At 69.3% G+C, this 22,741-nt stretch carries 18 protein-coding genes and 1 tRNA gene; 10 read left to right on the top strand and 9 right to left on the bottom strand.

Features of this window, described 5'->3' with window-relative positions:
- Positions 1 to 79: 79 nt before the first annotated feature.
- A complete protein-coding gene (locus tag AB0B82_RS25500; protein WP_360173370.1) occupies positions 80 to 688 on the bottom strand; it encodes a hypothetical protein in 609 nt (202 codons plus the stop codon).
- A gap of 377 nt (positions 689 to 1,065) precedes the next feature.
- Complete coding sequence (locus tag AB0B82_RS25495; protein ID WP_355475546.1) at positions 1,066 to 1,326, bottom strand: cell division protein CrgA; 261 nt, start codon at positions 1,324 to 1,326, stop codon at positions 1,066 to 1,068.
- 88 nt (positions 1,327 to 1,414) lie between these two features.
- Here AB0B82_RS25495 and AB0B82_RS25490 point away from each other — a divergent pair, with 88 nt between their 5' ends.
- Entirely contained in the window at positions 1,415 to 2,185 is a 771-nt protein-coding gene (locus AB0B82_RS25490) for a DUF881 domain-containing protein (protein ID WP_360173367.1), read from the top strand.
- A gap of 8 nt (positions 2,186 to 2,193) precedes the next feature.
- Positions 2,194 to 2,811, top strand: coding sequence for an aminodeoxychorismate/anthranilate synthase component II (locus AB0B82_RS25485; RefSeq protein WP_360173365.1), 618 nt, complete (start codon positions 2,194 to 2,196; stop codon positions 2,809 to 2,811).
- Between the two features lie 120 nt (positions 2,812 to 2,931).
- Here AB0B82_RS25485 and pknB read toward each other — a convergent pair whose 3' ends face one another.
- The 6 genes from pknB to AB0B82_RS25455 all read right to left on the bottom strand — a co-directional run bounded on the left by pknB (position 2,932) and on the right by AB0B82_RS25455 (position 10,598).
- The gene (gene pknB / locus AB0B82_RS25480; RefSeq protein ID WP_360173362.1) at positions 2,932 to 4,782 is read right to left on the bottom strand and encodes a Stk1 family PASTA domain-containing Ser/Thr kinase; all 1,851 of its coding nucleotides are present in this window, start codon (positions 4,780 to 4,782) and stop codon (positions 2,932 to 2,934) included.
- 134 nt (positions 4,783 to 4,916) lie between these two features.
- Positions 4,917 to 6,371 carry a penicillin-binding transpeptidase domain-containing protein gene (locus tag AB0B82_RS25475; RefSeq protein WP_360173359.1) on the bottom strand — a complete coding sequence of 485 codons (1,455 nt, stop codon included), beginning with the start codon at positions 6,369 to 6,371 and terminating at the stop codon, positions 4,917 to 4,919.
- Entirely contained in the window at positions 6,368 to 7,765 is a 1,398-nt protein-coding gene (locus AB0B82_RS25470; protein WP_360173356.1) for an FtsW/RodA/SpoVE family cell cycle protein, read from the bottom strand. Before AB0B82_RS25470 ends, AB0B82_RS25475 begins: the two co-directional genes overlap by 4 nt.
- 76 nt (positions 7,766 to 7,841) lie before the next feature.
- On the bottom strand, positions 7,842 to 9,233 hold the full coding sequence (locus AB0B82_RS25465; RefSeq protein ID WP_360173353.1) for a protein phosphatase 2C domain-containing protein: 1,392 nt from the start codon (positions 9,231 to 9,233) through the stop codon (positions 7,842 to 7,844).
- Positions 9,234 to 9,243: 10 nt separating this feature from the next.
- On the bottom strand, positions 9,244 to 9,741 hold the full coding sequence (locus tag AB0B82_RS25460) for an FHA domain-containing protein (RefSeq protein ID WP_360173350.1): 498 nt from the start codon (positions 9,739 to 9,741) through the stop codon (positions 9,244 to 9,246).
- Entirely contained in the window at positions 9,738 to 10,598 is an 861-nt protein-coding gene (locus tag AB0B82_RS25455; protein WP_360173347.1) for a DUF3662 and FHA domain-containing protein, read from the bottom strand. Before AB0B82_RS25455 ends, AB0B82_RS25460 begins: the two co-directional genes overlap by 4 nt.
- Before the next feature lie 170 nt (positions 10,599 to 10,768).
- Between AB0B82_RS25455 and AB0B82_RS25450 the strand changes: the two genes are divergently transcribed.
- The 4 genes from AB0B82_RS25450 (at position 10,769) to AB0B82_RS25435 (ending at position 14,911) form a co-directional block, all read left to right on the top strand.
- Positions 10,769 to 10,852 (top strand) — tRNA-Leu (locus tag AB0B82_RS25450).
- 168 nt (positions 10,853 to 11,020) lie between these two features.
- Positions 11,021 to 11,776 carry an ABC transporter ATP-binding protein gene (locus AB0B82_RS25445; protein WP_360173344.1) on the top strand — a complete coding sequence of 252 codons (756 nt, stop codon included), beginning with the start codon at positions 11,021 to 11,023 and terminating at the stop codon, positions 11,774 to 11,776.
- The gene (locus AB0B82_RS25440) at positions 11,761 to 13,596 is read left to right on the top strand and encodes a hypothetical protein (RefSeq protein ID WP_360173341.1); all 1,836 of its coding nucleotides are present in this window, start codon (positions 11,761 to 11,763) and stop codon (positions 13,594 to 13,596) included. Before AB0B82_RS25445 ends, AB0B82_RS25440 begins: the two co-directional genes overlap by 16 nt.
- 334 nt (positions 13,597 to 13,930) lie before the next feature.
- Positions 13,931 to 14,911, top strand: a complete 981-nt coding sequence (locus AB0B82_RS25435; RefSeq protein WP_360173338.1) for a helix-turn-helix domain-containing protein — start codon at positions 13,931 to 13,933, stop codon at positions 14,909 to 14,911.
- A 109-nt stretch (positions 14,912 to 15,020) separates the two neighbouring features.
- Here AB0B82_RS25435 and AB0B82_RS25430 read toward each other — a convergent pair whose 3' ends face one another.
- Positions 15,021 to 18,665: a S8 family serine peptidase gene (locus AB0B82_RS25430; RefSeq protein WP_360173335.1), complete on the bottom strand. Its 3,645-nt coding sequence runs from the start codon at positions 18,663 to 18,665 to the stop codon at positions 15,021 to 15,023.
- A gap of 244 nt (positions 18,666 to 18,909) precedes the next feature.
- On the opposite strand from AB0B82_RS25430, the gene AB0B82_RS25425 reads away from it, so the two are divergent.
- Genes AB0B82_RS25425 through AB0B82_RS25410 form a run of 4 tightly spaced genes read left to right on the top strand, consistent with a single transcriptional unit; the run spans position 18,910 to position 22,356 of the window.
- Entirely contained in the window at positions 18,910 to 19,704 is a 795-nt protein-coding gene (locus tag AB0B82_RS25425) for a PrsW family intramembrane metalloprotease (RefSeq protein ID WP_360173332.1), read from the top strand.
- A gap of 33 nt (positions 19,705 to 19,737) precedes the next feature.
- Complete coding sequence (locus AB0B82_RS25420) at positions 19,738 to 20,361, top strand: PAS domain-containing protein (protein WP_360173329.1); 624 nt, start codon at positions 19,738 to 19,740, stop codon at positions 20,359 to 20,361.
- Positions 20,345 to 21,469: an aminotransferase class I/II-fold pyridoxal phosphate-dependent enzyme gene (locus tag AB0B82_RS25415; RefSeq protein WP_360173326.1), complete on the top strand. Its 1,125-nt coding sequence runs from the start codon at positions 20,345 to 20,347 to the stop codon at positions 21,467 to 21,469. Before AB0B82_RS25420 ends, AB0B82_RS25415 begins: the two co-directional genes overlap by 17 nt.
- Positions 21,466 to 22,356, top strand: a complete 891-nt coding sequence (locus AB0B82_RS25410; RefSeq protein ID WP_360173324.1) for a hypothetical protein — start codon at positions 21,466 to 21,468, stop codon at positions 22,354 to 22,356. Before AB0B82_RS25415 ends, AB0B82_RS25410 begins: the two co-directional genes overlap by 4 nt.
- The last annotated feature ends 385 nt before the right edge of the window (positions 22,357 to 22,741 follow it).

The raw sequence follows: 22,741 nt of genomic DNA, 5'->3' as shown, positions 1-22,741 counted from the left end.
GCTTTCCTCCTGTACGTAGAACTATACGCACAGGGGTACGCAGATGTCTACGTATAGACCTACGTAGAAGTGGATGCCGCTACTTCGGTGCGTACAACCAGGGGTTCGGCAGGTCGTAGAACGTGGGCTCGCCGCCGGCGAGGGCGTTCAGCTCGTCCATGTCGGCCTGCAGCTCGGGCGGGATCTCCTTGCGCTCCCCCTCGCGGGCTTCGGCCTCGGAGGTGAAGTAGACCGCCATCGTGTACTCGCCGTCGCCGTACATCGCGAGCGTGCTGCCGAGGATCTCCGGCCGGAACGCGGCCCATTCCTCGCGGTGCCGGGTGGTGATCTCGCGAGCCCGGTCCGGGTCGCCGCCGGTGCCCTGCATGATCTGGACGAAGCCGGCCTGATCCGGATCGCCCGGAAGGTCGAGGATCACGTCCTCGGTGTCATGGAAGGTGGCGCCGTCGCTGAGCAGCGTCGCGAACTCGTGCCACCACTTGTCCTGCTCCGGCTTCTCGCTGTTCCGCCGCGCCGCCGCTGCGGACTCGAACCGGGCCAGCGTGATGAACCTGCCGTCGGCGGTGGCCCCGGCGGTACTCCCCAGCCAGCCGGACGCCTCGGGCGCCAGCTCCTCCATCCACCGATCCATCGCCGCGTGCGCTTGCTCGGCGTCGCTGACCTGCCCCTGAATGACCTGAACGAACATGAGACCCTCCCCGTCTCCGCGCTGTCCCCAGGCGTTTCCGACGGTACGCCTGGGGACAGCGCCCGAGCCACAGTGTGGAAACCGAAGGCCTCAAACCTGACTTATCCACAGATTTCGGCCGGTTTCGGCCGCTCTCCGTGGACAACGGCGCCCGAACCTGGGGACAACTCCCCGAAATCGGTGTGCACAGCTGGGGAAACGCCTGTGGATAACTCCGCGTCGCTCACGGTTGATCGCCCCGAAGGCCGAGGTGGTTCCTGGCGACAGGAGGTAGTCGTCCCAGACCGGTGCATCGGGAGTTACCCGAGCGTGCGGCTGGCGGCGATCGGCGTAGACGTCCTGTCGGTTGGTACCTCAGTTGCAGGCTGAGTGCCTGCTCAGACCCACTGGGTGGAGACGACAAAGCCGACGGCGATCAGGCCCATGCCGATCAGCAGGTTCCAGTTGCCGAGGTCGTCCATCACCGGGATGTCCTGGCCGGCCACGTAGAAGACGACCAGCCAGGCGAGCCCGAGCAGCCAGCAGGCCAGCATCAGCGGCGCCACCCACACGCGGCTGGTGGTGCGCGGCTTCTTCGGAGTCTTCTCCGCCTTGACCTTCTCGGTCTTCTTCTTGTTGCGACTGCTCGACTCGGGCACGACTGAACTCCTTGTAAGGACGCATAAGCTGACCGCTGAGAATCCGGTCCGGGTTAGCGTAGTGCAGACGGCGATATGGAGATCACGGGTGCGTAGGTTGAGGCGGATTTCGCTGTGGCGCGCGGCGGCGCCGCTGGCGCTGCTGTGCGCCGGTCTGCTGTTCGCGACCAGCGCCACGAACGCCCGGGGCACCGACCTGCGACCCAGCCGTAACACTACGCTCGCGGGCCTCGTGGAGGAACAGAGCCGCCGCAGCGCCAGCCTGGTCCGGCAGCACGCGGCCCTGACCCAGGACATCGAGAAGCTGCAAGCGCAGCAGGGATCGATCGACCCGGCGCTGTCCAAGCAGCTGAAGGATCTGTCGGAGGCGGTCGGGACGACGCCGGTGACCGGGCCGGGGCTGACCGTGACGCTGAAGGACGCGCCGTCCGAGGTGGTCAAGCAGAACCCGGACGTCGACGCCGACTGGCTGGTGATTCACCAGCAGGACATCCAGGCGGTGGTGAACGCGCTCTGGGCCGGCGGCGCGGACGCGATCTCGATCCAGGACCACCGGGTGATCTCGACCACGGGCATCAAGTGCGTCGGCAACTCCGTCGTCCTGCACGGTGTCCCGTACCTCCCGCCGTACAAGATCACCGCGATCGGGGACCGGCGGAAACTGCAGAAGGCGCTCGACGACTCGCAGTACATCGACAACCTGCAGGACTACGTGGTGAAGTTCCAGCTCGGGTACGAGGTGAAGAACGAGTCCTCGATCTCGATGCCCGCCTACGAGGGCACGCTGGACCTGCAGAGCGCGACGGTGCCGGGCTTCGAGCGGACACCGTCGGCGAGTCCGACCGCGACCGGGCGATAATGGGCCGCATGCCGCGGATCCTCGTCGTCGACAACTACGACTCCTTCGTCTACAACCTGGTGCAGTACCTGCAGCAACTGCAGGCCGACACCACGGTGCTGCGCAACGACGAAGTCACCCCCGAGCAGGCCGGCGAGTACGACGGTGTGCTGCTCTCCCCCGGGCCTGGGACGCCGGAGGAAGCCGGCGCCTGCATCGACATCGTGCAGCAGAAGGGCCGCGAGATCCCGATCTTCGGCGTCTGTCTCGGCCTCCAGGCGATCGGCGTCGCGTACGGCGGGGTCGTCGGCCGCGCGGACGAGCTTCTGCACGGGAAGACCAGCCAGGTGTTCCACGAAGGTGCCGGCGTCCTGTCCGGGCTGCCGTCGCCGTTCACCGCGACCCGGTACCACTCGTTGGCGATCGCCCAGGACAGTGTGCCGGACGTGCTCCAGGTGACCGCGCGCACCGAAGCCGGCGTGATCATGGCGGCCCGGCACCGCGACTTCCCGGTCGAGGGTGTGCAGTTCCACCCGGAATCGGTGCTCACCGAGGGCGGTCACCGAATGCTCGCCAACTGGCTCGAGATCTGCGGCGACCCGGACGCGGTGGCCCGCTCGGCCGGCCTCGCCCCGGTCGTGAACTGACACAGTCGTCAACTGACGCGGTCGTGAACTGACGCGAGCCGACCCCAGCACAGCGAAGAACCCCGGAGCAGTTCAGATCGCTCCGGGGTTCTTCGCTGTCAGTGGTTCAGTGCGGTTCGGTCAGCCGCCGATCGTGATGCCCGGCGTCTCCGGGGTCTCCGGCGGCGGGGTCTCGGAGTTGCCCGGGGTCTCCGGCGGCGGGGTCGGCTGCTCCTCGCGGTTGTTGACCGTCAGCGTGATCAGCGTGTTCTTCGGCTGCTTGGTGCCGGCCTTGATGCTCTGGTCGAGCACGGTCTGGTCCGGTGCGTTCGGGTTGTTGGCCGAGGCGTAGCCGACCCGGAACCCGAGGTCCTTGAGCGTCTTGGTCGCGTCGTCCTGGGTCTGCGTGATGACGTTCGGGACCTCGATGTTCTCCACTCCCGACGACACCGTCAGCGTGAACTCGGTCCGCGCCGGGTACTGCCCGTTCCGGTCCGGGCTGATGTCGATGACGGTGCCCTTCTTCTCCGGGCTGTCCTTCTCGACGACCTCGTCCTTGACCCGGAAGTTGGCTGCCGTTCCCTCGAGCGCCTTCCGCGCCTGGGATTCGGACTTGCCGATCACGTCCGGCACCGGGAACGCGCTGCGACCGGACGAGAACACGACCGTGACGGTCGAGCCCTCCTCGGCCTCGGTGCCCGGCTGCGGGGTCTGCCGGATCGCGGAACCGCGGCCGACCGTGTCGCTGGCCTCCGACGGACCCTGCGCGAACTTCAGCTTCGCCTGCGTGAGCAACGCGGTGGCCTCGGCGACCGACTTGCCGCTGACGTCCGGCACCGCCACCTTGGCCGGCGGCGTCGCCGTCGTACCGCCGCCACCGGCGTTGTTGTTGTTCATGTTCGAGAACAGCGCGTACGCGCCAATCACGACCGCGACGATCGCGAGACCGAGCAGGAAGTAGGCCAGGCCGCGATTGCGCCGCGAGCGCGCGTCCTCTGCCTCGTCCAGGTCGTCACCGCCCGGCGGCAGCAGGTCGCTCCCCTGGGTCTGCCGGAGCTGCTGGGTCGCGGCCGTCGGCGCCACCGCGGTCGGGGCCATCGAGCGGGTCTCCGCGATCGCGGCCATCGGAGCGGTGACCTGCTGGCCGGCCAGCACCCGGTGGATGTCGGCGCGCATCTCGGCGGCGCTCTGGTAGCGCTCCTCGCGGTTCTTCGCGAGCGCCTTCAGCACGACCGCGTCGACCTCCGGCGGGATGTCGGGGTCGAACGACGACGGCGGCAGCGGCTGCTCCCGGACGTGCTGGTACGCCACCGAGACCGGCGACTCGCCGACGAACGGCGGCCGGCCGGTGAGCAGTTCGTACAGCAGGCAGCCGGTCGAGTACAGGTCGGAGCGGGCGTCCACGGTCTCGCCGCGGGCCTGCTCGGGCGACAGGTACTGCGCGGTGCCGATCACGGCCGCGGTCTGGGTCATCGTGGACGACGTGTCGGCGACCGCACGGGCGATGCCGAAGTCCATCACCTTGACCTGACCCTGCGGGGTCAGCATCACGTTTCCGGGCTTGATGTCGCGGTGCACGATGCCGGCCCGGTGGCTGTAGTCGAGCGCCTCGAGGACACCGGAGGTGATCTCCAGCGCGCGCTCCGGCATGATCTTGCGGCCCTCGCGGATCAGGTCGCGCAGCGTCTTGCCGGTGACCAGCTCCATCACGATGTACGGAATCGTGACGCCGGAACCGTTCGGGTCCGGCTCCTCGCCGGTGTCGTAGACCGAGACGATCGTCGGGTGGTTCAGCGACGCGGCGGACTGGGCCTCGCGGCGGAAGCGGGCCTGGAAGGTCGCGTCACTGGCGAGGTCGACCCGCAGCCGCTTGATCGCCACGCTGCGGCCGAGCCGGTTGTCGACACCCTTGCGGACCTCGGCCATGCCGCCGCGGCCGAGCGGTTCGCCTTCTTCGTACCGGCCGCCGACGAGACGTGCCTGCGATGTCATGACCTCAGCCTTCCAACCTGTCTGCGCTGGACAACAACACACTCAACTTGCCCACGGTAGCGGCCGCCACGCGTGGATCCCCGTTGGAAAGACGCACTGTCGTCGCATCATTCCGTATGGTGCTCATCGGCTCCTCATCGGCCCAGCACCGCCTCCATCACGTTTTTCGCGATCGGCGCCGCCAGCGTGCCGCCGGCGATGTCGTTGCGCGGAATGTTGGCGTCCTCGATCAGCACCGCCACCGCGACCTTGGGGTCGTCGGCCGGGGCGAACGCGGTGAACCACGCGAACGGCGGGCGGTCCTTGGCGGTTTGCGCCGTACCCGTCTTGCCGGCCACCTGGACGCCGTTGATCCGGCCCGGCTTCCCGGTGCCGTTGTTGACGACGTCGACCATCATCGCGGTCAGCTGGCTCGCGACCTGCGGGGTCACCGCCTGGTGCAGCGACTCCGGCTTGGCCTCCGACACGGTCTTCAGGTCCGGGGTGCGCACGTTCTGGACGAGGTACGGCTTCATCACCTCGCCCTTGTTGGCGATCCCGGCCGCGACCATCGCCATCTGCAGCGGCGTCGCCCGGACGTCGAACTGGCCGATCGCGGACTGCGCGGTCTGCGGCTGGTTCGGGTCGCCCGGGAACTGACTGGTGGCCACGGCCGGCAGCTCGGTCATCGGCCGGGCGCCGAAGCCGAACTTCGCGGCCTGCTCACGCAGCGCGTCCGGACCGAGCTCCAGACCGACCGTGCCGAACGCGGTGTTGCACGAGTAGCGCAGCGCGATCGTCAGCGTCGCGTTGTTGCTGCCGCCGCAGTTCCGGCCGTCCTCGTTCTTCAGCGGCTGGGTGGTCTGCGGGAGCGGCAGCTCGGCCGGCGAGTTCACCTTGCTCTCCGGCGTGAACTTGCCGCTGGACAGCGCCGCGGCCGTGGTCACCAGCTTGAACGTCGATCCCGGCGGGTAGAGCTCCTGCACCGCGCGGTTGGACAGCGGCTTGTCCTTGTCGGCGTTCAGCGCCTTCCATGCCGCGCCGACCTTCTCGGAGTCGTGCGAGGCGAGCTGGTTCGGGTCGTACGACGGCCGCGTCGCCATCGCCAGGATCCGCCCGGTCTTCGGCTCGATCGCCACCACCGCACCGGTCTTGCCGGCCAGCCCGTTGTACGCCGCCTGCTGGGCCGCGGCGTTCAGCGTCAGTGTCACGCTGCCGCCCTGCTGCGGCCGGTTGCTGATCACGTCGATGATCCGCCGGAACGCCATCGACGGGTCCGAGCCGTTCAGCTCGGCGTTCATCGTCAGCTCGATGCCGGCCCGGCCGAACAGGTACGAGTAGAACCCGGTCGCCGGCGCGTACACCGGGCCGTTCGCGTACGTCCGCTGGTACTTGAACCGGTCGTCGACCGGCTTGCTCTGCGCGACCGGCGTACTGCCGATCAGGATCGGCCCGCGGTTCACCGAGAACTGCGAGTCGCGGACCCGGTTGTTGTCGTTGCGGCCGTTGATCTCGTTCGCCCGGAAGGCCTGCAGGTACGTCGAGTTCGCCATCAGCGCGAGCATCAGGATGATCGCCGCCACGGCCAGTCGTCGGATCGCCGAGTTCACTGCTTCTGCACCGCCATTGCGATCGTTTCGTCCGACACCGGCGCGGCCGGGGTCTGCGGGCGCCGCGCCTGGTCGCTGATCCGCAGCAGCAGCGCGATGATCGCCCAGTTGGCGACCAGCGACGTACCGCCCAGGGCCATGAACGGCGTGGCCAGACCGGTCAGCGGGATCAGTCCGGTGACGCCGCCGACGATCACGAACACCTGCAGCGCGAACGACATCGCCAGACCGGTCGCGATCAGCTTGCCGAAGATGTCCCGGCAGCCCAGCGCGGTACGCAGACCGCGCTCGATGATCAGCGTGTAGATCAGCAGGATCGCGATCAGGCCGGTCAGCCCGAGTTCTTCGGCGAACGAGGAGATGATCATGTCGCTCTGCGCGTACAGCGTGGCCTCCGGGTGACCCTGGCCGAGACCGCGGCCGAGGACACCGCCCCAGGCCTGGCCCATCAGGCCGAGCTTCACCTGGCCGCCGTCGATCGCCCACGGGTCCAGCCAGTCGGTGACCCGGCGGTGCACGTGCCCGAAGGTCGTGTACGCGAAGAAGGCGCCGCCGGCGAACAGCAGACCACCGATGATCAGCCAGCCGGCCCGCTCGGTGGACACGTACAGCAGGAACAGGAACAGCCCGAAGAACAGCAGCGACGAACCGAGGTCGCTCTCGAACACCAGCACGCCCAGGCTGACCGCCCAGGCGATCCCGATCGGGCCGAGGTCGCGGGCCCGCGGCAGATCGAGGCCGAGGAACCGGTGCCCGGCGAGCGTCAGCACATCGCGTTTCACGACCAGATAGCCGGCGAAGAAGACGACCAGACAGATCTTCGCGAACTCACCGGGCTGGAAGGACATCCCGGCCAGGCGGATCCAGATCCGGGCGCCGTTCAGGTTCACACCCAGGCCGGGGACCAGCGGCAGCACGAGCAGCACCAGACCGGCCAGACCGGCGGTGTAGGTGAACGCCTGCAGCCGGCGGTGGTCACGGACCACCAGGATCACGACCAGGAACAGCACGATGCCGACCGCGGTCCAGGTGATCTGCTGCGGCGCCGCCGGTGCCTTCGGGACCCGGCCGCGCGCCTCGGCGACGATCGCCAGCCCGAGGTCGACCCGGTGGATCATCGCGACGCCGAGACCGTTCAGCAGGACGGCACAGGGCAGTAGCACCGGATCGGCGTACGGCGCCCGGTACCGCAGGGCGAGGTGCGCGATCAGCGCGAGCAGCCCGATCCCGGCGGCGTAATACCCGGTGCTGGCCGGTACGGCGTTCTGGACCGTGACGCCGATGTTCACGTACGCGGCGACCGAGACCGCGACCGCGATCACGAGCAGCAGCAACTCCACCCCGCGCCGGGTGCGCGGAATGATCTGGATGACCGACGTCGACGCGATGCTCATCGACGTCCTCGCTTCGCTCCGGGCGCCGATGAGGCACGAGCACGCTGCGTTGTCTTGATGCCCTCGCTCCGCTCGGTCATCGGACGCCGTCGCAGTCGTCGGGATCGACCGGCGCGCTCGGAGTCGTCGTCGGAGTCGTCGTGGGCTTCGTGGTGGCCGGTGCCGTGGTCGCGGGCGGCGGCGACGGCGGCTTGGACGCCGGCGGCTTCGAGACCGGCGTACTCGGCTTCGGGGTCGGCTTGCGCTGCGCGGCGCATTCGTCGGCGGTGTGCTGCAACTCGGCGACGATCGACCGGGCACCGGGCAGGTCGTCCGCCTGGATGTTGCCCTCGACCTGCTCCCGGCTGTACGTCGGCAGCTTGTCGACCTGCAGCGACTGCCGCTCGTACACCTTCGACAGCGACAGCCCCGGCAGATCAGCCTCGACACCCCGGAAGATCGCGACGTAGTCACCGTCGGTGCCGACGTAATACTGCTTCTGGGTCCAGCTGTAGCCGAACCAGGCGCCACCGCCGAGCAGCGCGAGCACCACGAGCAGTACGGCGGTCCGCCGCAGCCACAGGAACCGCCGCGGCGGGCGTGGTGCGTACCGCAGTTCCTCGGGGTCGAGGGCCGCGCCGTGACCACCGTGCCCCGAGCCGTCGCCGGCGCGGGGAATGGTGGAAGTGGCGTCACCGCGACCCGTGCTGCCCTGGGCCAGTTCGGCCGCGGCACCGACCAGTTGCGGCTGGACGCCGCTCGCGGGCTCGGTCTCGACGACGTCCGCGACGATGCAGGTGACGTTGTCGTTCGAGCCCGCCTCGAGCGCGTGCGTGATCAGATCGACGACGACCGAATCCGGCGTACCGGTGGACATCGAGGCGGCGATCACCTCGTCGCTGACGTAGTCCGGCAGGCCGTCGCTGCACAGCATCAGCCGGTCGCCGGCGCGGACGTCGAGGATCTCCAGGTCCGGGTCGGAGTCCGGGCGGCCGTCGAGCACCCGCAGGATCAGGTTGCGGTGCGGGTGGGTGAAGGCCTCCTCCTGGGAGATCCGGCCTTCGTCGACCAGCGACTGGACGAACGTGTGGTCGTGGCTGAGCTGGTACAGCTTGCCGTCTCGCAGGCGGTAGGCGCGGGAGTCACCGAGATGCGCGAGGCCGAGCCGCTCGCCGTCGAACATCAGCGCGGTCACCGTCGAGCCCATGCCCTCGCGCTCGGGGTCCTCCTCGACCAGCTCGGACAGCCGCTCGTTGGCCCGGTGCACCGCACCGGCCAGCGCCTCGATCATGTCCTCGCCGGCGATCTCCCCGGTGTCCAGCCGGCGGATCACCTGGACCGCTGCCGCGCTGGCCACCTCACCGGCAGCCGCGCCGCCCATCCCGTCCGCGAGCAGCAGCAGGTGCGGACCGGCGTACGCCGAGTCCTCGTTGTTGCGGCGGACGCGGCCGACGTCGGAGAGCGTTGCGTAGTCGAGCGACAGGGTCATCGGGGCACGCCTACTTCGCGATGTTCAGCGTCGTCCGGCCGATCCGGATCGAACCGCCGATCTCGGCCGGGACCGGGCGGGTGACCCGCTGGCCGTCGAGGTAGGTGCCGTTGGTGGAGCCGAGATCCTCGACCCACCACTGGCCCTCGGACAGGAACAACCGGGCATGCCGGGTGGAGGAGTAGTCGTCGTCGAGGCGGATCTGGCAGTCCGAGCCGCGGCCGATGATCACCGGCTCCTCGGCCAGCGAGGCACCGACGCCGGCCTGCGGGCCGTCCGCGATCGTCACCGATCCGGGCAGGCCCTTGCGCTTCTTGGCCGGCTTCGCGGGCTTCGGTGTCCGGGCACTCTGCGGTACGGCGGCGGCCGCCGCGCGGCTGTCCACCTTCGCACCGAACAGGTCGGACCTGATCACGGAGAGCACCGCCAGGACGAACATCCACAACAGGGCCAGGAACCCCAGTTTGATCAGGGTCAGGGTCAGTTCCGACATGGACTTCTTCGTCACCACCCGCTGCTCGGCGGCTGGGCCATCGGCTCGTCCGCGAGACGCAGCGTCATGGTCGTGTTGCCGATCCGGACCGTCGAGCCGTCGACGAGCTCGGCCTCGGTGGTCCGGCGGCCGTTCACGAGCGTGCCGTTGGTGGACCCGAGATCGACCAGCACCACCCGGATACCGCCCGGGCCCTCCGGCATCAGCCGGATCTCGGCATGCCGGCGGGAGACGCCGGGGTCGTTGATCTGGATGTCCGCGTCGGTGCCGCGGCCGAGCACCACGCCGGGCGGGTTGACCGGGCGGCGGCGGCCGTTCACCTCGAGCATCACCTGCGGATGGCCGCCGCGCCGCGGCGCCGGCTGCGGTGCCGGCTGCTGCGGTGCCGGCTGCTGCGGAGGCTGCTGGTACGGCGGCGGGGTCTGCACGACCGGCTCGTTCGGCGGCACGTAGGGCTCCTGCTGGTAGGGCTGGGGCTCGTAGGCCGGACGTCGCTGGGGCGTCCCGACCGTGGCGCTGACCACCCGGAACTTACCGGTCGGCAGCTCTTCGTGGCGGACCAGCTCGATGTCGATCGGTCCGGAGAAGGTGTAGCGCTGGATGTCGGCGTGGTCACGCAGCTCGTTGGCCAGCTCGTTGTTCAGGGTCCGGCCGTAGGCGTTCAGCCGCTCGAAGTCGTCCGGACCGAGCTCGATGGTGAAGTGGTTCGGCACCAGCCGGCGGTCCCGGGACAGGATCCGCGCGGTGTTGTCGATCTCACGCTTGAGGGCGGCGGCCAGCTCGATCGGCTCGACGTCCCCCTTGAAAGCGCGCGCGAAGACACCGCTGACGATGCCTTCCAGGCGTCGCTCGAAGCGTTGTAGCGGTCGCACGCCTCCTCCTCCACGGTCGGTACGTCGGAACTGCTCCACCGGCACGGCGGACACACCGGGTACGACGATCGATCGTATCGGGAGGTTCGACCCAACCCGCAATGTGAAGCTCCGGCACAACCCGTGCTACTGTTTCTCCTCGTCGCCGGGAGATCGCTCCAGGCGGCAGCGCGCGGGTGGCGGAATAGGCAGACGCGCACGGTTCAGGTCCGTGTGCCCGAAAGGGCGTGGGGGTTCAACTCCCCCCTCGCGCACAACGAAGTCCCGGTCGAGTCGACCGGGACTTGTGCATTTCCGGGGTGTTTTCGCTCACGGCGACCGGATCGGTCCACCATCGGACCTGGATCAGTCCCGAAGGTGACCGCGGGCGTCCCCCGCCGGAGTGACGACCGGCCGCGGCGCCGAGTGGGAAAGTTCTGCCTATGGATCAGGCGCTGGAGCTGGTGGGGCTCACCAAGGAGTTCGGAGAGCAGCGGGCCGTCGACGAGCTGAGTCTGGCCGTCCCGGCCGGGTCGTTCTTCGGCATGCTGGGGCCGAACGGGGCCGGCAAGACGACGTCGTTGTCGATGGCGGTCGGGCTGCTCCGGCCGGACAGCGGTACGGCGCGGATCTTCGGCGTGGACGTGTGGCAGCAGCCGACCCGGGCCAAGGCGCTCGTCGGGGTGCTGCCGGACGGCCTCGGAATGCCGGAGCGGCTGACCGGGCGGGAGGTGCTGAGGTACCTCGGCCTGCTGCGCGGACTGCCCGAGGACGTGGTTGAGGCGCGGAGCGGCGAGCTGCTGGAGGTACTGGAGCTCGATCACGAGGACGACAAGCAGGTAATCGGCTACTCGACCGGTATGCGGAAGAAGCTCGGCCTGGCGATCGCCCTGCTGCACGCGCCGCGGTTGCTGGTGCTGGACGAGCCGTTCGAGGCGGTCGACCCGGTGTCGGCCGCGACGATCCGGACGATCCTGCACCGGTTCATCGCCGGAGGCGGTTCGGTGGTGATGTCGAGCCACGTGATGGCGCTGGTCGAGCAGCTTTGCGACCGCGTGGCGGTGGTGTCGGACGGCAAGGTGGTCGCCGCGGGCACGGTCACCGAGGTGCAGGCCGGCGGCAGCCTGGAGGAGGCGTTCGTGTCGCTGGTCGGTGCGTCGACCCGAGGCGCGGAGGGTCTGACATGGCTCTCGCACTGACCTACGAGACGTCGCACACGCTGGTCCGAATGCGGTTGGCCGCGTTCCGGCACGCGTTGAAGGACCAGTTTCGGCGGTCGTGGATGCTCACCGGTGGTTTTGTCGGCCTGGTGCTGGCCGGCGCCACGCTGTGGGTGGCCGCGCGCGGCGATCACGATTTGCTGGTCGTCGTACTGTCGATCTGGATGCTGGGCTGGGTGGTCGGCCCGCTGTTCGCGGGCGGCGGTGACGAGACGCTCAAGCCCGAGTACTTCTCGATGGTGCCGTTGCCGCCACGGACGCTGTCCACCGGACTCCTGGTGGCTGCGCTGGCAGGCGTCGCCCCGGTCATCAGCCTGATCGCACTGCTCAGTCTGTTCATTGCGGGCGGCGGCGTGGTCGCCGTGCTCGTCGCAGCACCCGCCGTGGTGCTGCAGTTGCTCTGTTTCGTCCTGGCGTCCCGCCTCGCCGTCGCGGTGTACGGCGTACTGCTGCAGGTGCGGACCGGTGCGATCCTCGCGGCGCTGGTCAACGCGTTCATCCTCGCCTTCACCGCGCAGGGCTGGGCGCTGATCGTCGCGTACGTTTCGACCGACGTACAGGGCACCGCTGCCCAGGCCGCACGGATAGCCCCGTCCGGGTGGGGTCTGGTGGCTGTGGAGGCGGCTGGGCGCGGTGACTGGCTCACGGTGCTCGCTGCCTTGGCAGGGCTCGTGGTGCTCGCCGCCGTGATGCTGATGGCCTGGTCGGCCCTGCTGGTACGCCGGACCACCGCCGGCCGCAGCGGCCGGAAGCCGAGGCGCCTGCTGACGGCCCGGACCCCTGCTGGTGCCGCCGTGGGCAAGGAGATCCGCTCGTGGACGCGCGACCTGCTCTACGGCCACCGCGCCGTGTTCGCCGTCGCGTACGGACTGTTCTTCTGCGCGATGCCGTTGGCGATCGGGATGAAGACGATGCTGCCGTGGGCCGGTCCGGCCGCGGTGGTGATGGCCGGCTCGATGATCGCCAATCTGTACGGCGCGGACGGTACGTCGTTCTGGACCACGCTGATGACGCCCAACTCCAGCCGGGCCGACGTCCGTGCCCGGCAGTCGGCGTTCCTGCTGGTGTTCGGTCCGGCGACGCTGCTGATCACCGTGCTCTTGACCTGGTGGTCCGGTGTCACCAGTGCGTGGCCGTTCGTGCTGAGCGTGATGCCGGCGCTCCTGGGTGGCGCGGCCGGTTTGGTGGTGGCCTGCTCGGTGTACTCCGCGATACCGACCACAGATGCGCACAAGCGCTCCGGGAACCCGCTGAACTCCGGTGAGAACGAGGGCGAGGCGATGGGCATCGTGTACGTGATGCTCGTGCTCGTCGCGCTGACCTGCGCACCAGCGCTTGTGGTCGCCCTGTACTTCGGCTGGTGGGGCGTGCCGGTCGGCCTCCTGTCCGGCGTCCTCGCCTGGTGGTACTTCGGCCTACTGGCCGCCCGGCGTCTCGACGCGCGCGGTCCGGAGTTGCTGACCCTCCTCCGGCACGGCCGCCAGGTCACGGAGCAGGCCAAGAAGGCCCAGGCGTTCTACGCGCTGCCGAAGTGGCGCCGTGCGCTGGCCGGCTTCTGTCTCGGGTTCGGGGCGATCCCGCTGTTCCCGCAGGCCGTCGTACCGGCGATCTTCATCCTGACCGGCAACGCGGACACCAAGGTGTGGTTCCTGGCGCTCCACCAGGAAGGTGTGTCGCGGTGGGTCGTGATCGCGCTGATGGCCGCGCTCGGCTTGGCGATGTACGCCTACGGCGGGATCACCTACCTCCGCGCGAAGCAGCGTGTCCCGGATGTTCCGGCCGAGGCAGCCGCAGCGTAGGCGTTCCGCGGTGCTTGGCCACGGTTCTGGTCTGCTGCTCGGTCTGAGTACTGGTCCGCTGGCTGTGGCGGTGGTTACGGATCATCCAGATCGCGACGGCTGCGGCGGCGATCAGACCGGCGATGCCGGCGTAGTCGGTCAAGCTCATCGTGGGTCTCTTCTCCAGGGCGGTGGCGCTGGGCGGCTGGCGAGTTCCGCTGGCTGCTGACCGGGAAGGGACGGTCCGCCGCCGCGGCCGTGATGGCACATGTGTGACATGGCTAATCGGTGTCAAACGGAAAACACTCGCTTCCACGTTGAAATGCCTGCTTAGGTGGTCCCGGGAGGTGGGCGGATGCCGGACGGAGCGCTGCTGGACGAACGGGAGGAGCAGGCCTATCGCCTGCTCGTCGGCTTGTCCGCGGCCAAAGCGGCCGAACTGGCCGAGGTCGCCAGGCTGCCGAAGCAGGAGGCCGACGAGGTGCTGCAGCGGTTGCAGGCCAAGGGGCTGGTGACCATGCAGGCGGCCGACGACCCGGTGTTCCGGCCGGTACCGCCCGACGTGGCGCTCGGTACGACGCTGCTGCGCCGCCAGGAATCGCTCGAGGCGGCCCGCAAGACGGTGGCTGCGCTGAGCGAGGAGTTCCGTGCCAGCGTGAGCCGCCGGGACGCGCATCACCTGGTCGAGGTGATCGTCGGCGCCACCACGCTGCGCGAGCGCCTGCGCGACCTGCAGAACGCGGCCCGCGAGGAGATCCTCTGGTTCTGTCGCGCGAACCCGCTCGCGATGCAGGGCGCCGACAACACCGAGGAGTACGGCGCACTCTCCCGCGGCGTCCGCTACCGAGCGATCTACGAGCGCGCACTGATCGAGACGCCCGGCGAACTCGACTCGATCGCCGAAGGCGTCAGCTGGGGTGAAGAGGCGCGCGTGATGCCGGCGCTGCCGGTGCGGCTCGCGATCGTCGACCGGTCCACGGCGATCTGCCCGCTTGTCCGGGACGAGGAGCAGAGCATCGGCGAGCCGTCCGCCGCGATCATCAAGCGCGGTCAGCTGCTCGACGCGCTGCTCGCGCTGTTCGAGAGCTACTGGGAGCTGGCGACGCCGCTGCGGCTGCAGCCGGATGAGAAGGTCGACGAGTCCGAAGGGCCGGACGACTCGGAGCGGCTGTTGCTCTCGCTGCTCGTGGGCGGCGTACCGGACAAGTCGATCGCCACCCAGTTGGGCATCAGCCGCCGTACGGTGCAGCGCCGTCTGGACCGCCTGATGGCCCTGGCCGGTGTGGACACCCGCACCGGCCTCGCCTACCAGTCCGCCAAGCGCAGCTGGATCTGAGGCTCGATCTGGGCCCGATCTGCGGCCTGATCTGGGGCTGGTGACAACGCACCGCCGACGGGTTGTGGCGGCAACCCGTCGGCGGTGCGTCAACCCGCGAGGCCGGGGATCAGCGGACGCCGTACGCGCGGATCACCGTCTGGGTGACCTTGGCGCCCTTCGGTCCGGTGGCCTCCACCTTGAGGGACACGGTGTTGCGGGCGTTCGGGACCACGGCGACGTAGTTGCCGCGGGCACCGACCACTACGAGCCGCTGCCAGGTCTTGCCCTCGTCGAACGAAGCCCACGCCTTCAGCCCGGTCGCGCCGGGTGACTCGAAGCCGACAGCGTGCGTCCGGGTCGGTACCCGGCCGGTCAGATCGACAGGGACCTTGTAGCTGACCTGCTGCAGCGGCAGCGGCGCCGTGACGTCGTCACCCTTCTTGGCGGAGCGGAACTCCCAGGAGGTGTCTGTCTTCGTACCCCAGGCCCACTCGCCCTCTTCGTCGATCCGCTCGGTCGACAGGTCGAGTTTGTACGCCGCGTCCGCGCTGGACGTGACGACGTCCTCCCACGCGTCCGGCAGTTCGGCGATGACCTTACCGTTGCGCGACAGGGTCGCCGACGACGAAGTGGTGTCGCCGACCGTGTAGTGCCCGGCCGCGTCCACGTGCTCCGGGATCCGGAACGACAGCCGGTCACCGGTCCGCGTCGACTGCAGGCCCGGTGCCGCCGCGGGCCGTACGACGGGACCGAACCAGGTCTCCTCGGACAGTCCGGGCCGGTAGCTGCGCGGGAGCGACGTCATGCCCCCCACCAGCGCACCCATGGAGTCCCACGTGTACAGGTGGTGCACCCGGTGCTGCCAGAGCGAGTCTCCGGACGTCACCCACTCCTCGCGGACCTTCGGGGTCTCGACGAATCGCTGGGCGTCGTTCCACGAGTACTCCTGCCACGGACGCCACCCGAAGCGCTGCTCCTTGGCCCAGTTGAATCCGCCGTTGTCGGCGTACCGCGTGACGATCCGGGCGCTGTTCGCCGGCGTCACCTTGTAGACGATCTTGGCCGGGATCGCCCCGGTGGAGACCTGCTGGACGTCGTACAGGTAGGGGCTGGACGTGGTCAGGGTCAGATCGATCTTCGGATTCGGTTTGCGGGCTGCCGCGAGCAGCTTCTGGCCGTCCTTGTACGTCGTGACCATCGCCGGGATCGGTTCCCGGTCACCTTGCGGACTCCAGGGCGTCCACACCGGCGAATCGGCGGGCCGGATCAAGATGATCGCGGCGGCGCCGGCCTTCGCGGCCGCTGCGATCTGCGCCCGCTCATCGCCGGCGCCCCAGCCGTCCTCGCTGGAGTCGACCACGGCCAGCGCGCCCTTCACGCCCTTCCACGACGAGCCAGGTGCGACCAGCGGGAACTTCTTCTTACCTTCGTAAGCCGGCGACTGGTGCAGCAGGTAGATGTCGAACGGTCCGGGAACCCCGGGGACCGCCGCCTGCACCATCGGCGCGAGCAGTTGCCAGCGCGACGAGAACTCGAAGCTGCCGTGCTTGACCGGCTTGGTCGGCGTCACGTTGATCTGCTTGACCGTGCTGAAGTGCATGACCCCATGGCTGATCTTCCGGCCGTTGGTGTACTCACGATGCACGTAGTAGCTGAGGATCGCCTGCGGCTCCGACGGCTTCGGGGTCTGGATCGTGATCGGGACCGCCTTACGAGCGTCAATGACGATCTCGGTGTCCTGAGTGATCATGATGTTCGGGTCGGTGAACAGACTGAACTGCTCATACTGGGGGTCCAGGTGCTCGACCAGTGAGTGCAGCAGGTAGTTGCCCTCCTCAACCTCGACGGTCCGGGACCCACCGTCCGGGATCCACCACAGGACGTCGGACCGCGAGTTGTCGCCGAACAGCGAGACCACCGGGACGCCGGTGGGCTGGCCGTCGAGGTCGACCGCGCGCAGTGTGACCTTGTGGGTCGGTCCGGAGCGGAGTGCGCCGACCGCCGTGCTGGTGACGATGCCGTCGGGGCCGGTGGCAACGATCCAGCCGCTGTACTGACCGCGGCGGAGCTTGGCCGGGTCGAGCGTCAGCGCCACGTCGGTGGTGCCGCGCGCGGGGACCGTGACGGTCGCCGGGACGCTCAGTCCGTCGGTGACCGGCTGCTTGTCGTCGAGGTTGACGATCTGCTTCGACAGGTTCAGCGTGATCGCGCTGTCGGAGTCGTTGCGGTAGGTGATGGTCCGGGCACCCGCCTCGGCGGTCTCGGTGCCGAAATCCGCGACGCCGGTCGCGGTCACCTTCTGCGCCACCGCGCGGGCCACGTCGACGCGCCCGGCGCCCTGTGCGTACACGGTCTGGTCCGGCTGCGTCTTCGCGGTGCTGACCAGGGCGTTCTTCAGCTGGTCGGCCTTCCAGTCCGGGTGCTGCTGCGCGAGCAGCGCCGCCGCACCGGCGACGTGTGGCGCCGCCATCGACGTACCCGAAGCGGCGGTGTACAGGCTGTCGACCGGGTTGCCCATGGCCGTCCCAGTTGCACGGGCCGCGATGATCTCGACGCCCGGGGCGGTGATCTCCGGTTTGAGGCCGTTGTCGCCGCGCCGCGGACCGCGGCTGGAGAAGTCGGCGAGCTTGTCCTGGCGGTCCACCGCGCCGACGGTCAGCGCGGCGGCGGCCGAACCCGGCGTACCGACACTGTGGTCCGCGCCGTCGTTGCCGGCGGACACAACGAACAGGGTGCCGGTCCGGGCGGTGATGTCGTTGACCGCCTCGCTGAGCGGGTCGGTGCCGTCGGTCGGGCCGCCGCCGAGGCTCATGTTGACGACCTTGGCCCCCTCTGCCGCTGCCCACTCCATGCCGGCGATGATCCACGATTCGTAGCCCAAGCCGTCGTCGCCGAGCACCTTGCCGACCAGCAGGTCGGCCTTGGGCGCGACACCCTTCCGTGCACCGGCCGCGCCGGCGCCGGTCCCGGCGATGGTCGCGGCGACGTGCGTCCCGTGACCGAAGTGGTCCTCGGTACCGGACGGGCTGCCGGAGAAGTCCTGGCTCTGCTTGATCTTGCCGCTCACATCGGGGTGGGTCGCGTCGATGCCGGTGTCCAGGACGGCGACCTGAATGCCGGAGCCCTCGTACCCGGCCTGCCACGCGTCCGGCGCGCCGATCTGCGGGACGCTCTTGTCGAGCACCGGGCGGACCTTGCCGTCCAGCCAGATCTTCGTGATGCCTGAGTTCAGGCTGCGCTGATTCGGTGACCCGCGCAGAGATTTCCACAGGTCAGGCAGTTGTTCCTCGGCGGCCGCGACCGCGCGGGCGCCGATCGACGGGAGCTCGCGCGTCGTCGTCGTACCGGCCAGGTTCTGCGCGGTGCGGGCGCCGGGCGTGTCCTTGACGATGAGCGGCAGGCTGCCGGCCTCGCCGTACCCGTCGGCGATCAGCTCGTCGACGTCGAACAGGTCGACGTCCAGGACGCCGGAGGACACGAACGGTACGACGTCGCTCGGCAGCACACGGAGGCCGCCGTCGGCCTCGACCGTGTGGAAGGTGACGCGCTCGCGGCCTTCGGCCGGGCGGACCATGGCGGCCTTCTTGCCGCCGCCGGCGTCGGTCACCTCGACCACGTCGCCGGTGATCAGTGTGACCGCGGATCGCTTGCCGGCGGTCGGGCCGGCGGACGCGTCCTTGGGTGGGGCGGCGGCGGACGGGATCACCGTCGCCGCACCGAGAGCAAGCACCGCCGCGGTGGTGAGCGCGGCGATGCGTCGGGGGGAGGACATAGGCAGAATCTCCTTCGAGAGGTTTAGGGCAGGCACACCTCTTCTTGGGTCAGAGTTTGCAATCCCGTCACACCGTTCCGCCCTGTCCAGCGCTGCCGTCCCTGCGACATGGCGCAAGGACGCCATCCGGGACGCCATACTGGTGCCCTCGCCGCCGGGCTCGGCGAGGTGATGGGGGGCTGTCGTTCCGGGTCTTCCTGCCTCGCTCCGGCCGGTTCACTCCGCAGTCACCCCGGGAGGCCGTATGAATGCACAGCGTTTCGTCCGCCGGTGGGCGTGGATCGTGACGTTCCTGGTCGGCGCGGGGCTGTACCTCGCGGTGCTGGCCGTGCTGACCGACACCAAGAACCCGAACCTGTTCCCGACGATGATCCTGCTCGGGGCGCTCGTCGTCCCGCTGACCTTCGTGACGTTCGCCGCTGGGCGCTCCGGGCGGTGGCTGATCGACGGGGTGACCCTGGGGATCTGCCTGCTGTTCGGCGGGGTCATCGGCGTGGTGGTCGCGGGGCTGCTCGAGTACGACGCGATGCGCCGGCTCGGGACGCTGCCGATGGTCGGCGTGGGGCTGATCGAGGAGGCGGCGAAACTGGTCGTCCCGGCGATCCTGGTGATCTTCTTCGGGCATCGGTACCGGACGTCGATCGGGCGCGGGATCGTCATCGGCGTCGCGGTCGGCACCGGGTTCGCGGTGCTGGAGACGATGGGCTACGCATTCGTCGCGTTGCTGCAGTCCGACGGCAACGTCGGTGCCGCCGAGCAGACGCTGTTCATCCGCGGCCTGCTCTCGCCGGCTGGGCACGCGGCCTGGACCGGGCTGACCTGCTGGGGTCTGTGGCGGTTCGTGACCGAGCCGACCGGCAAGCACTTCGCGGGTTTCCTCGGCATGTACGCGGTTGCCGTCGCCCTGCACTCCACCTGGGACGGGCTCGGCGGCGTCATCACCTACGCGATCGTCGGCACGATCTCGATCGGTCTGCTGCTGTTCGGCCTCAAGCGCGCCCAGCGGGCGGACGCCAAGCCCGCACCGGTGACTGTCTAGACAGATTGTCCATAATGGACGTACTGTCCAGGTGTGAAGGCTGAGCATCTGGCGCCGATCGGTGCTGCCCTGGCACGGCTGCTGTCGCCGCATGCCGAGGTCGTGCTGCACGACCCGGCCACCGACCAGGTCGTCGCGATCTGGAACCCGCTGTCCGGTCGCGCGCCAGGTGATCCCTCGCTGCTCGGTGAGCTGGACGAGCTGTCCGAGTCCGGCCCTGACGTGTACGGGCCGTACCCGAAGACACTCGCCGACGGGCGCCGACTGTCCAGCGTCAGCGCGGTCGTCCGCGACGAGGACGGGCAACCGGCGTACGTGTTCTGCGTGAACGTCGACCGGACCGCGTTCGACGAGGCGAGCCGGCTGCTGGCGGCGTTCGCGGCGCCGGTGACCGCGCAGCCGCGGGCGCTGTTCGAGCACGACTGGACCGAAACGCTGAACGAGGTCGTCGCCGGCTACGTCCGCGAACGCGGAGTGACGGTGGACCGGTTGACCAGGGCGGACCGGCTCGCGGTGCTCGGCCGGCTGGACGCGGCCGGCGTCCTGAGCGCGCGCCGGTCGGTGCCGGCCGTCGCGCGGGCGCTGCGGATCTCCCGCTCGGCGCTCTACCAATTACTCGGGGATCTTCGAAAGGATGCCGATGCCGACCCTTCGTGATTTCCGCCTGGAGACGTACTTCTCGCGGTGGGAGTTCAGCGCCCGCTACCACCTGACGGCGTCGGACGCGCAGACGATTCCGATGTCCGAGCTGCTCGCGCTCGCCGACGACGACGGCCGCGAGCGGTGGGAGTCGCTGGCGCTCGGCTACACCGAGACGCGAGGTCTGCCGGCGCTGCGGGAGGCGATCGCGTCGACGTACGACGAGGCGGAGGCTGACGACATCCTGTGCTTCGCGGGCGCCGAAGAGGCGATCTATCTGGCGATGCGCACGCTGCTCGAGCCGGACGACCACGCCGTCGTGCTGACGCCGAACTACCAGGCCGCGGAGACGATCCCGTTGTCGGTGTGCGAGGTGACCGGCATCGCGCTGCGGCCCGAGGACGGTTGGGCGCTCGACGTCGACGCGATCGACGCCGCGCTGCGTCCGAACACCCGGATCGTGTCGGTCAACTTCCCGAACAATCCCACCGGTGCGCTCCCTGCGCCACCGGCCTGGGCGCGGCTCGCGCGGCTGTGCGACGAACGCGGGATCATCCTGTTCTCCGACGAGGTGTACCGCGGTCTCGAAGCGGATCCCATGCCGCAGGCAACGGACCTCTCGGCGACCGCGATCTCGGTGAACGTGATGTCCAAGGCGTACGGGCTGCCCGGCCTGCGGATCGGCTGGATCGCGTGCCGCGACCGGACCGTTCTGGATCGGCTCGAACGCGCGAAGCACTACACGACAATCTGCAATTCGGGGCCGAGCGAGGTGCTGGCGCTGATCGCCCTGCGGGCCAGGGACCGGCTGCTTGCGCGCAACCGCGGCATCGTCGCGGCCAACCTCCCGGTGTTCGCGGAGTTCTTCGCGCGGTACCCGGACCTGTTCGAGTTCACCGCGCCGGACGGCGGATGCGTCTGCTTCCCGCGGTACCTCGGGCCGGACGGCGTCGAGGCGATGTGCACCGAACTCGTCGAGCAGGCAGGCGTGTTGTTGCTGCCCGCCAGCATCTACGCCTCCGAACTGACGGCGACGCCCACCGACCGTTTCCGCGTCGGCATCGGCCGGAGCGGTCCGGAGGCGGCGCTGGCGGTGTGGTCCGACTGGCTGGAGAAGCGGCGATGAAGGTCGTCGGCCTCGACGAGATCCGCCCGGTCGCGACGCCCGCGCTGATCTTCCCGGCGGTCCGCGCGGCGCTGATCGCGCACGCCGAGGGCCGGACCGTGGTGCCACCGCCGATGGTGCTGGACTTCCCACGGGGCGACTGCCATGTGAAGGCCGGTTACCTGGCCGGTTCGCCGTACTTCGCGGTGAAGACCGCCGGCACGTTCGACGCGGGCAACAACGGGCTGATGCTGGTGCTCGACGCCGCGGCCGGCGGTCCGGTCGCCCTGCTCGCCGACGAGGGGATGCTGACGGCCTGGCGTACGGCGGCCGCCGGGGCGCTGGTCACCGACGCGATGACTCCGCTCGACGTCGACGAGATCGCCGTTGTGGGAACTGGCGAACAGGCGTTGCTGCAGGTCCTGTGGTTGCGCGAACTGCGCGCCGTCAGCCGGGTCCAGGTCTGGGGACGCCGATCCGACGCTGTGGACACGCTCTGTGCACAGTTCGCCGCGGCCGGGATCAAGGCTGTTGCGGGCTCGGGTCGCTGGGGTGCGGCCTGTGTCATCACCACGACGTCAGCCCGGGAACCGTTGCCCTTCGAGCTTTTCCAGGACGCGGTGCACATCACGGGCATCGGCACCGACATGCCTGGAAAGTGTGAGCTGCCGATCGAAGTGTTCGACGGTGCGCTGGTGGCGACCGACGACCACGAGCAATGCCTCGACCACGGCGACTTCGGAAACGCGGTACGGGCCGGGGTGGTCGCGCCGGACATCGACGTCGCAGTCGGCGCCGTACTCCGGGACGGGGCCGACCGCGAGCGCCGATCAATCGCCGACCTGACCGGGATCGGTGCCGCCGACGCAGCCGTCGCCGGGGCCGTCGTCGACCAACTCAGCGGATAAATCGTCGACCAGCTCAGCGGACAAGTCGTCGACCAGCTCAGCGGACAAGTCGTCGACCAGCTCAGCGGACAAGTCGTCGACCAGCTCAGCGGATAAGCGCCTCCGGTGACCGATGTGTGGGTGGGGCTGGGACCTGGCACGCGATTCGGCCGGCGGTTGAGGTGTGGGCGGGCCGGCCCGCGAGGCGCCCAACGCCGGGGGATATCCGTTCGTGTTGGGGGTTCTCTGCTCGTGTGCCAACAGAGAACCCCCAAGACGAACGATTAACCCCAACGCCGTTCGGTTAGGGGTTGTGTTTGTGGCGCAAGTTGCGGCGTTGCGGCTGGTGAGATGGGTGCAGCCCTTGTAGGGATGTCCGGTCCTCCAAGACTGGTCATCTCCGACA

The sequence above is a fragment of the Kribbella sp. NPDC048915 genome, assembly GCF_040649595.1.
In the GTDB taxonomy this organism is placed as follows: Bacteria; Actinomycetota; Actinomycetes; order Propionibacteriales; family Kribbellaceae; genus Kribbella.
The sequence above is the reverse complement of the archived record's forward strand: the minus strand, read 5'-3'. Positions and strand labels throughout refer to the sequence as shown.

Excerpts from the sequence above, each read along its gene's own strand:
- AB0B82_RS25500 (WP_360173370.1), bottom strand. The coding sequence starts at position 688 with ATGTTCGTTCAGGTCATTCAGGGGCAGGTCAGCGACGCCGAGCAAGCG.
- AB0B82_RS25485 (WP_360173365.1), top strand. The coding sequence starts at position 2,194 with ATGCCGCGGATCCTCGTCGTCGACAACTACGACTCCTTCGTCTACAAC.
- pknB (WP_360173362.1), bottom strand. The coding sequence starts at position 4,782 with ATGACATCGCAGGCACGTCTCGTCGGCGGCCGGTACGAAGAAGGCGAA.
- AB0B82_RS25470 (WP_360173356.1), bottom strand. The coding sequence starts at position 7,765 with ATGAGCATCGCGTCGACGTCGGTCATCCAGATCATTCCGCGCACCCGG.
- AB0B82_RS25465 (WP_360173353.1), bottom strand. The coding sequence starts at position 9,233 with ATGACCCTGTCGCTCGACTACGCAACGCTCTCCGACGTCGGCCGCGTC.
- AB0B82_RS25445 (WP_360173344.1), top strand. The coding sequence starts at position 11,021 with ATGGATCAGGCGCTGGAGCTGGTGGGGCTCACCAAGGAGTTCGGAGAG.
- AB0B82_RS25440 (WP_360173341.1), top strand. The coding sequence starts at position 11,761 with ATGGCTCTCGCACTGACCTACGAGACGTCGCACACGCTGGTCCGAATG.
- AB0B82_RS25435 (WP_360173338.1), top strand. The coding sequence starts at position 13,931 with ATGCCGGACGGAGCGCTGCTGGACGAACGGGAGGAGCAGGCCTATCGC.
- AB0B82_RS25430 (WP_360173335.1), bottom strand. The coding sequence starts at position 18,665 with ATGTCCTCCCCCCGACGCATCGCCGCGCTCACCACCGCGGCGGTGCTT.
- AB0B82_RS25425 (WP_360173332.1), top strand. The coding sequence starts at position 18,910 with ATGAATGCACAGCGTTTCGTCCGCCGGTGGGCGTGGATCGTGACGTTC.
- AB0B82_RS25415 (WP_360173326.1), top strand. The coding sequence starts at position 20,345 with ATGCCGACCCTTCGTGATTTCCGCCTGGAGACGTACTTCTCGCGGTGG.
- AB0B82_RS25410 (WP_360173324.1), top strand. The coding sequence starts at position 21,466 with ATGAAGGTCGTCGGCCTCGACGAGATCCGCCCGGTCGCGACGCCCGCG.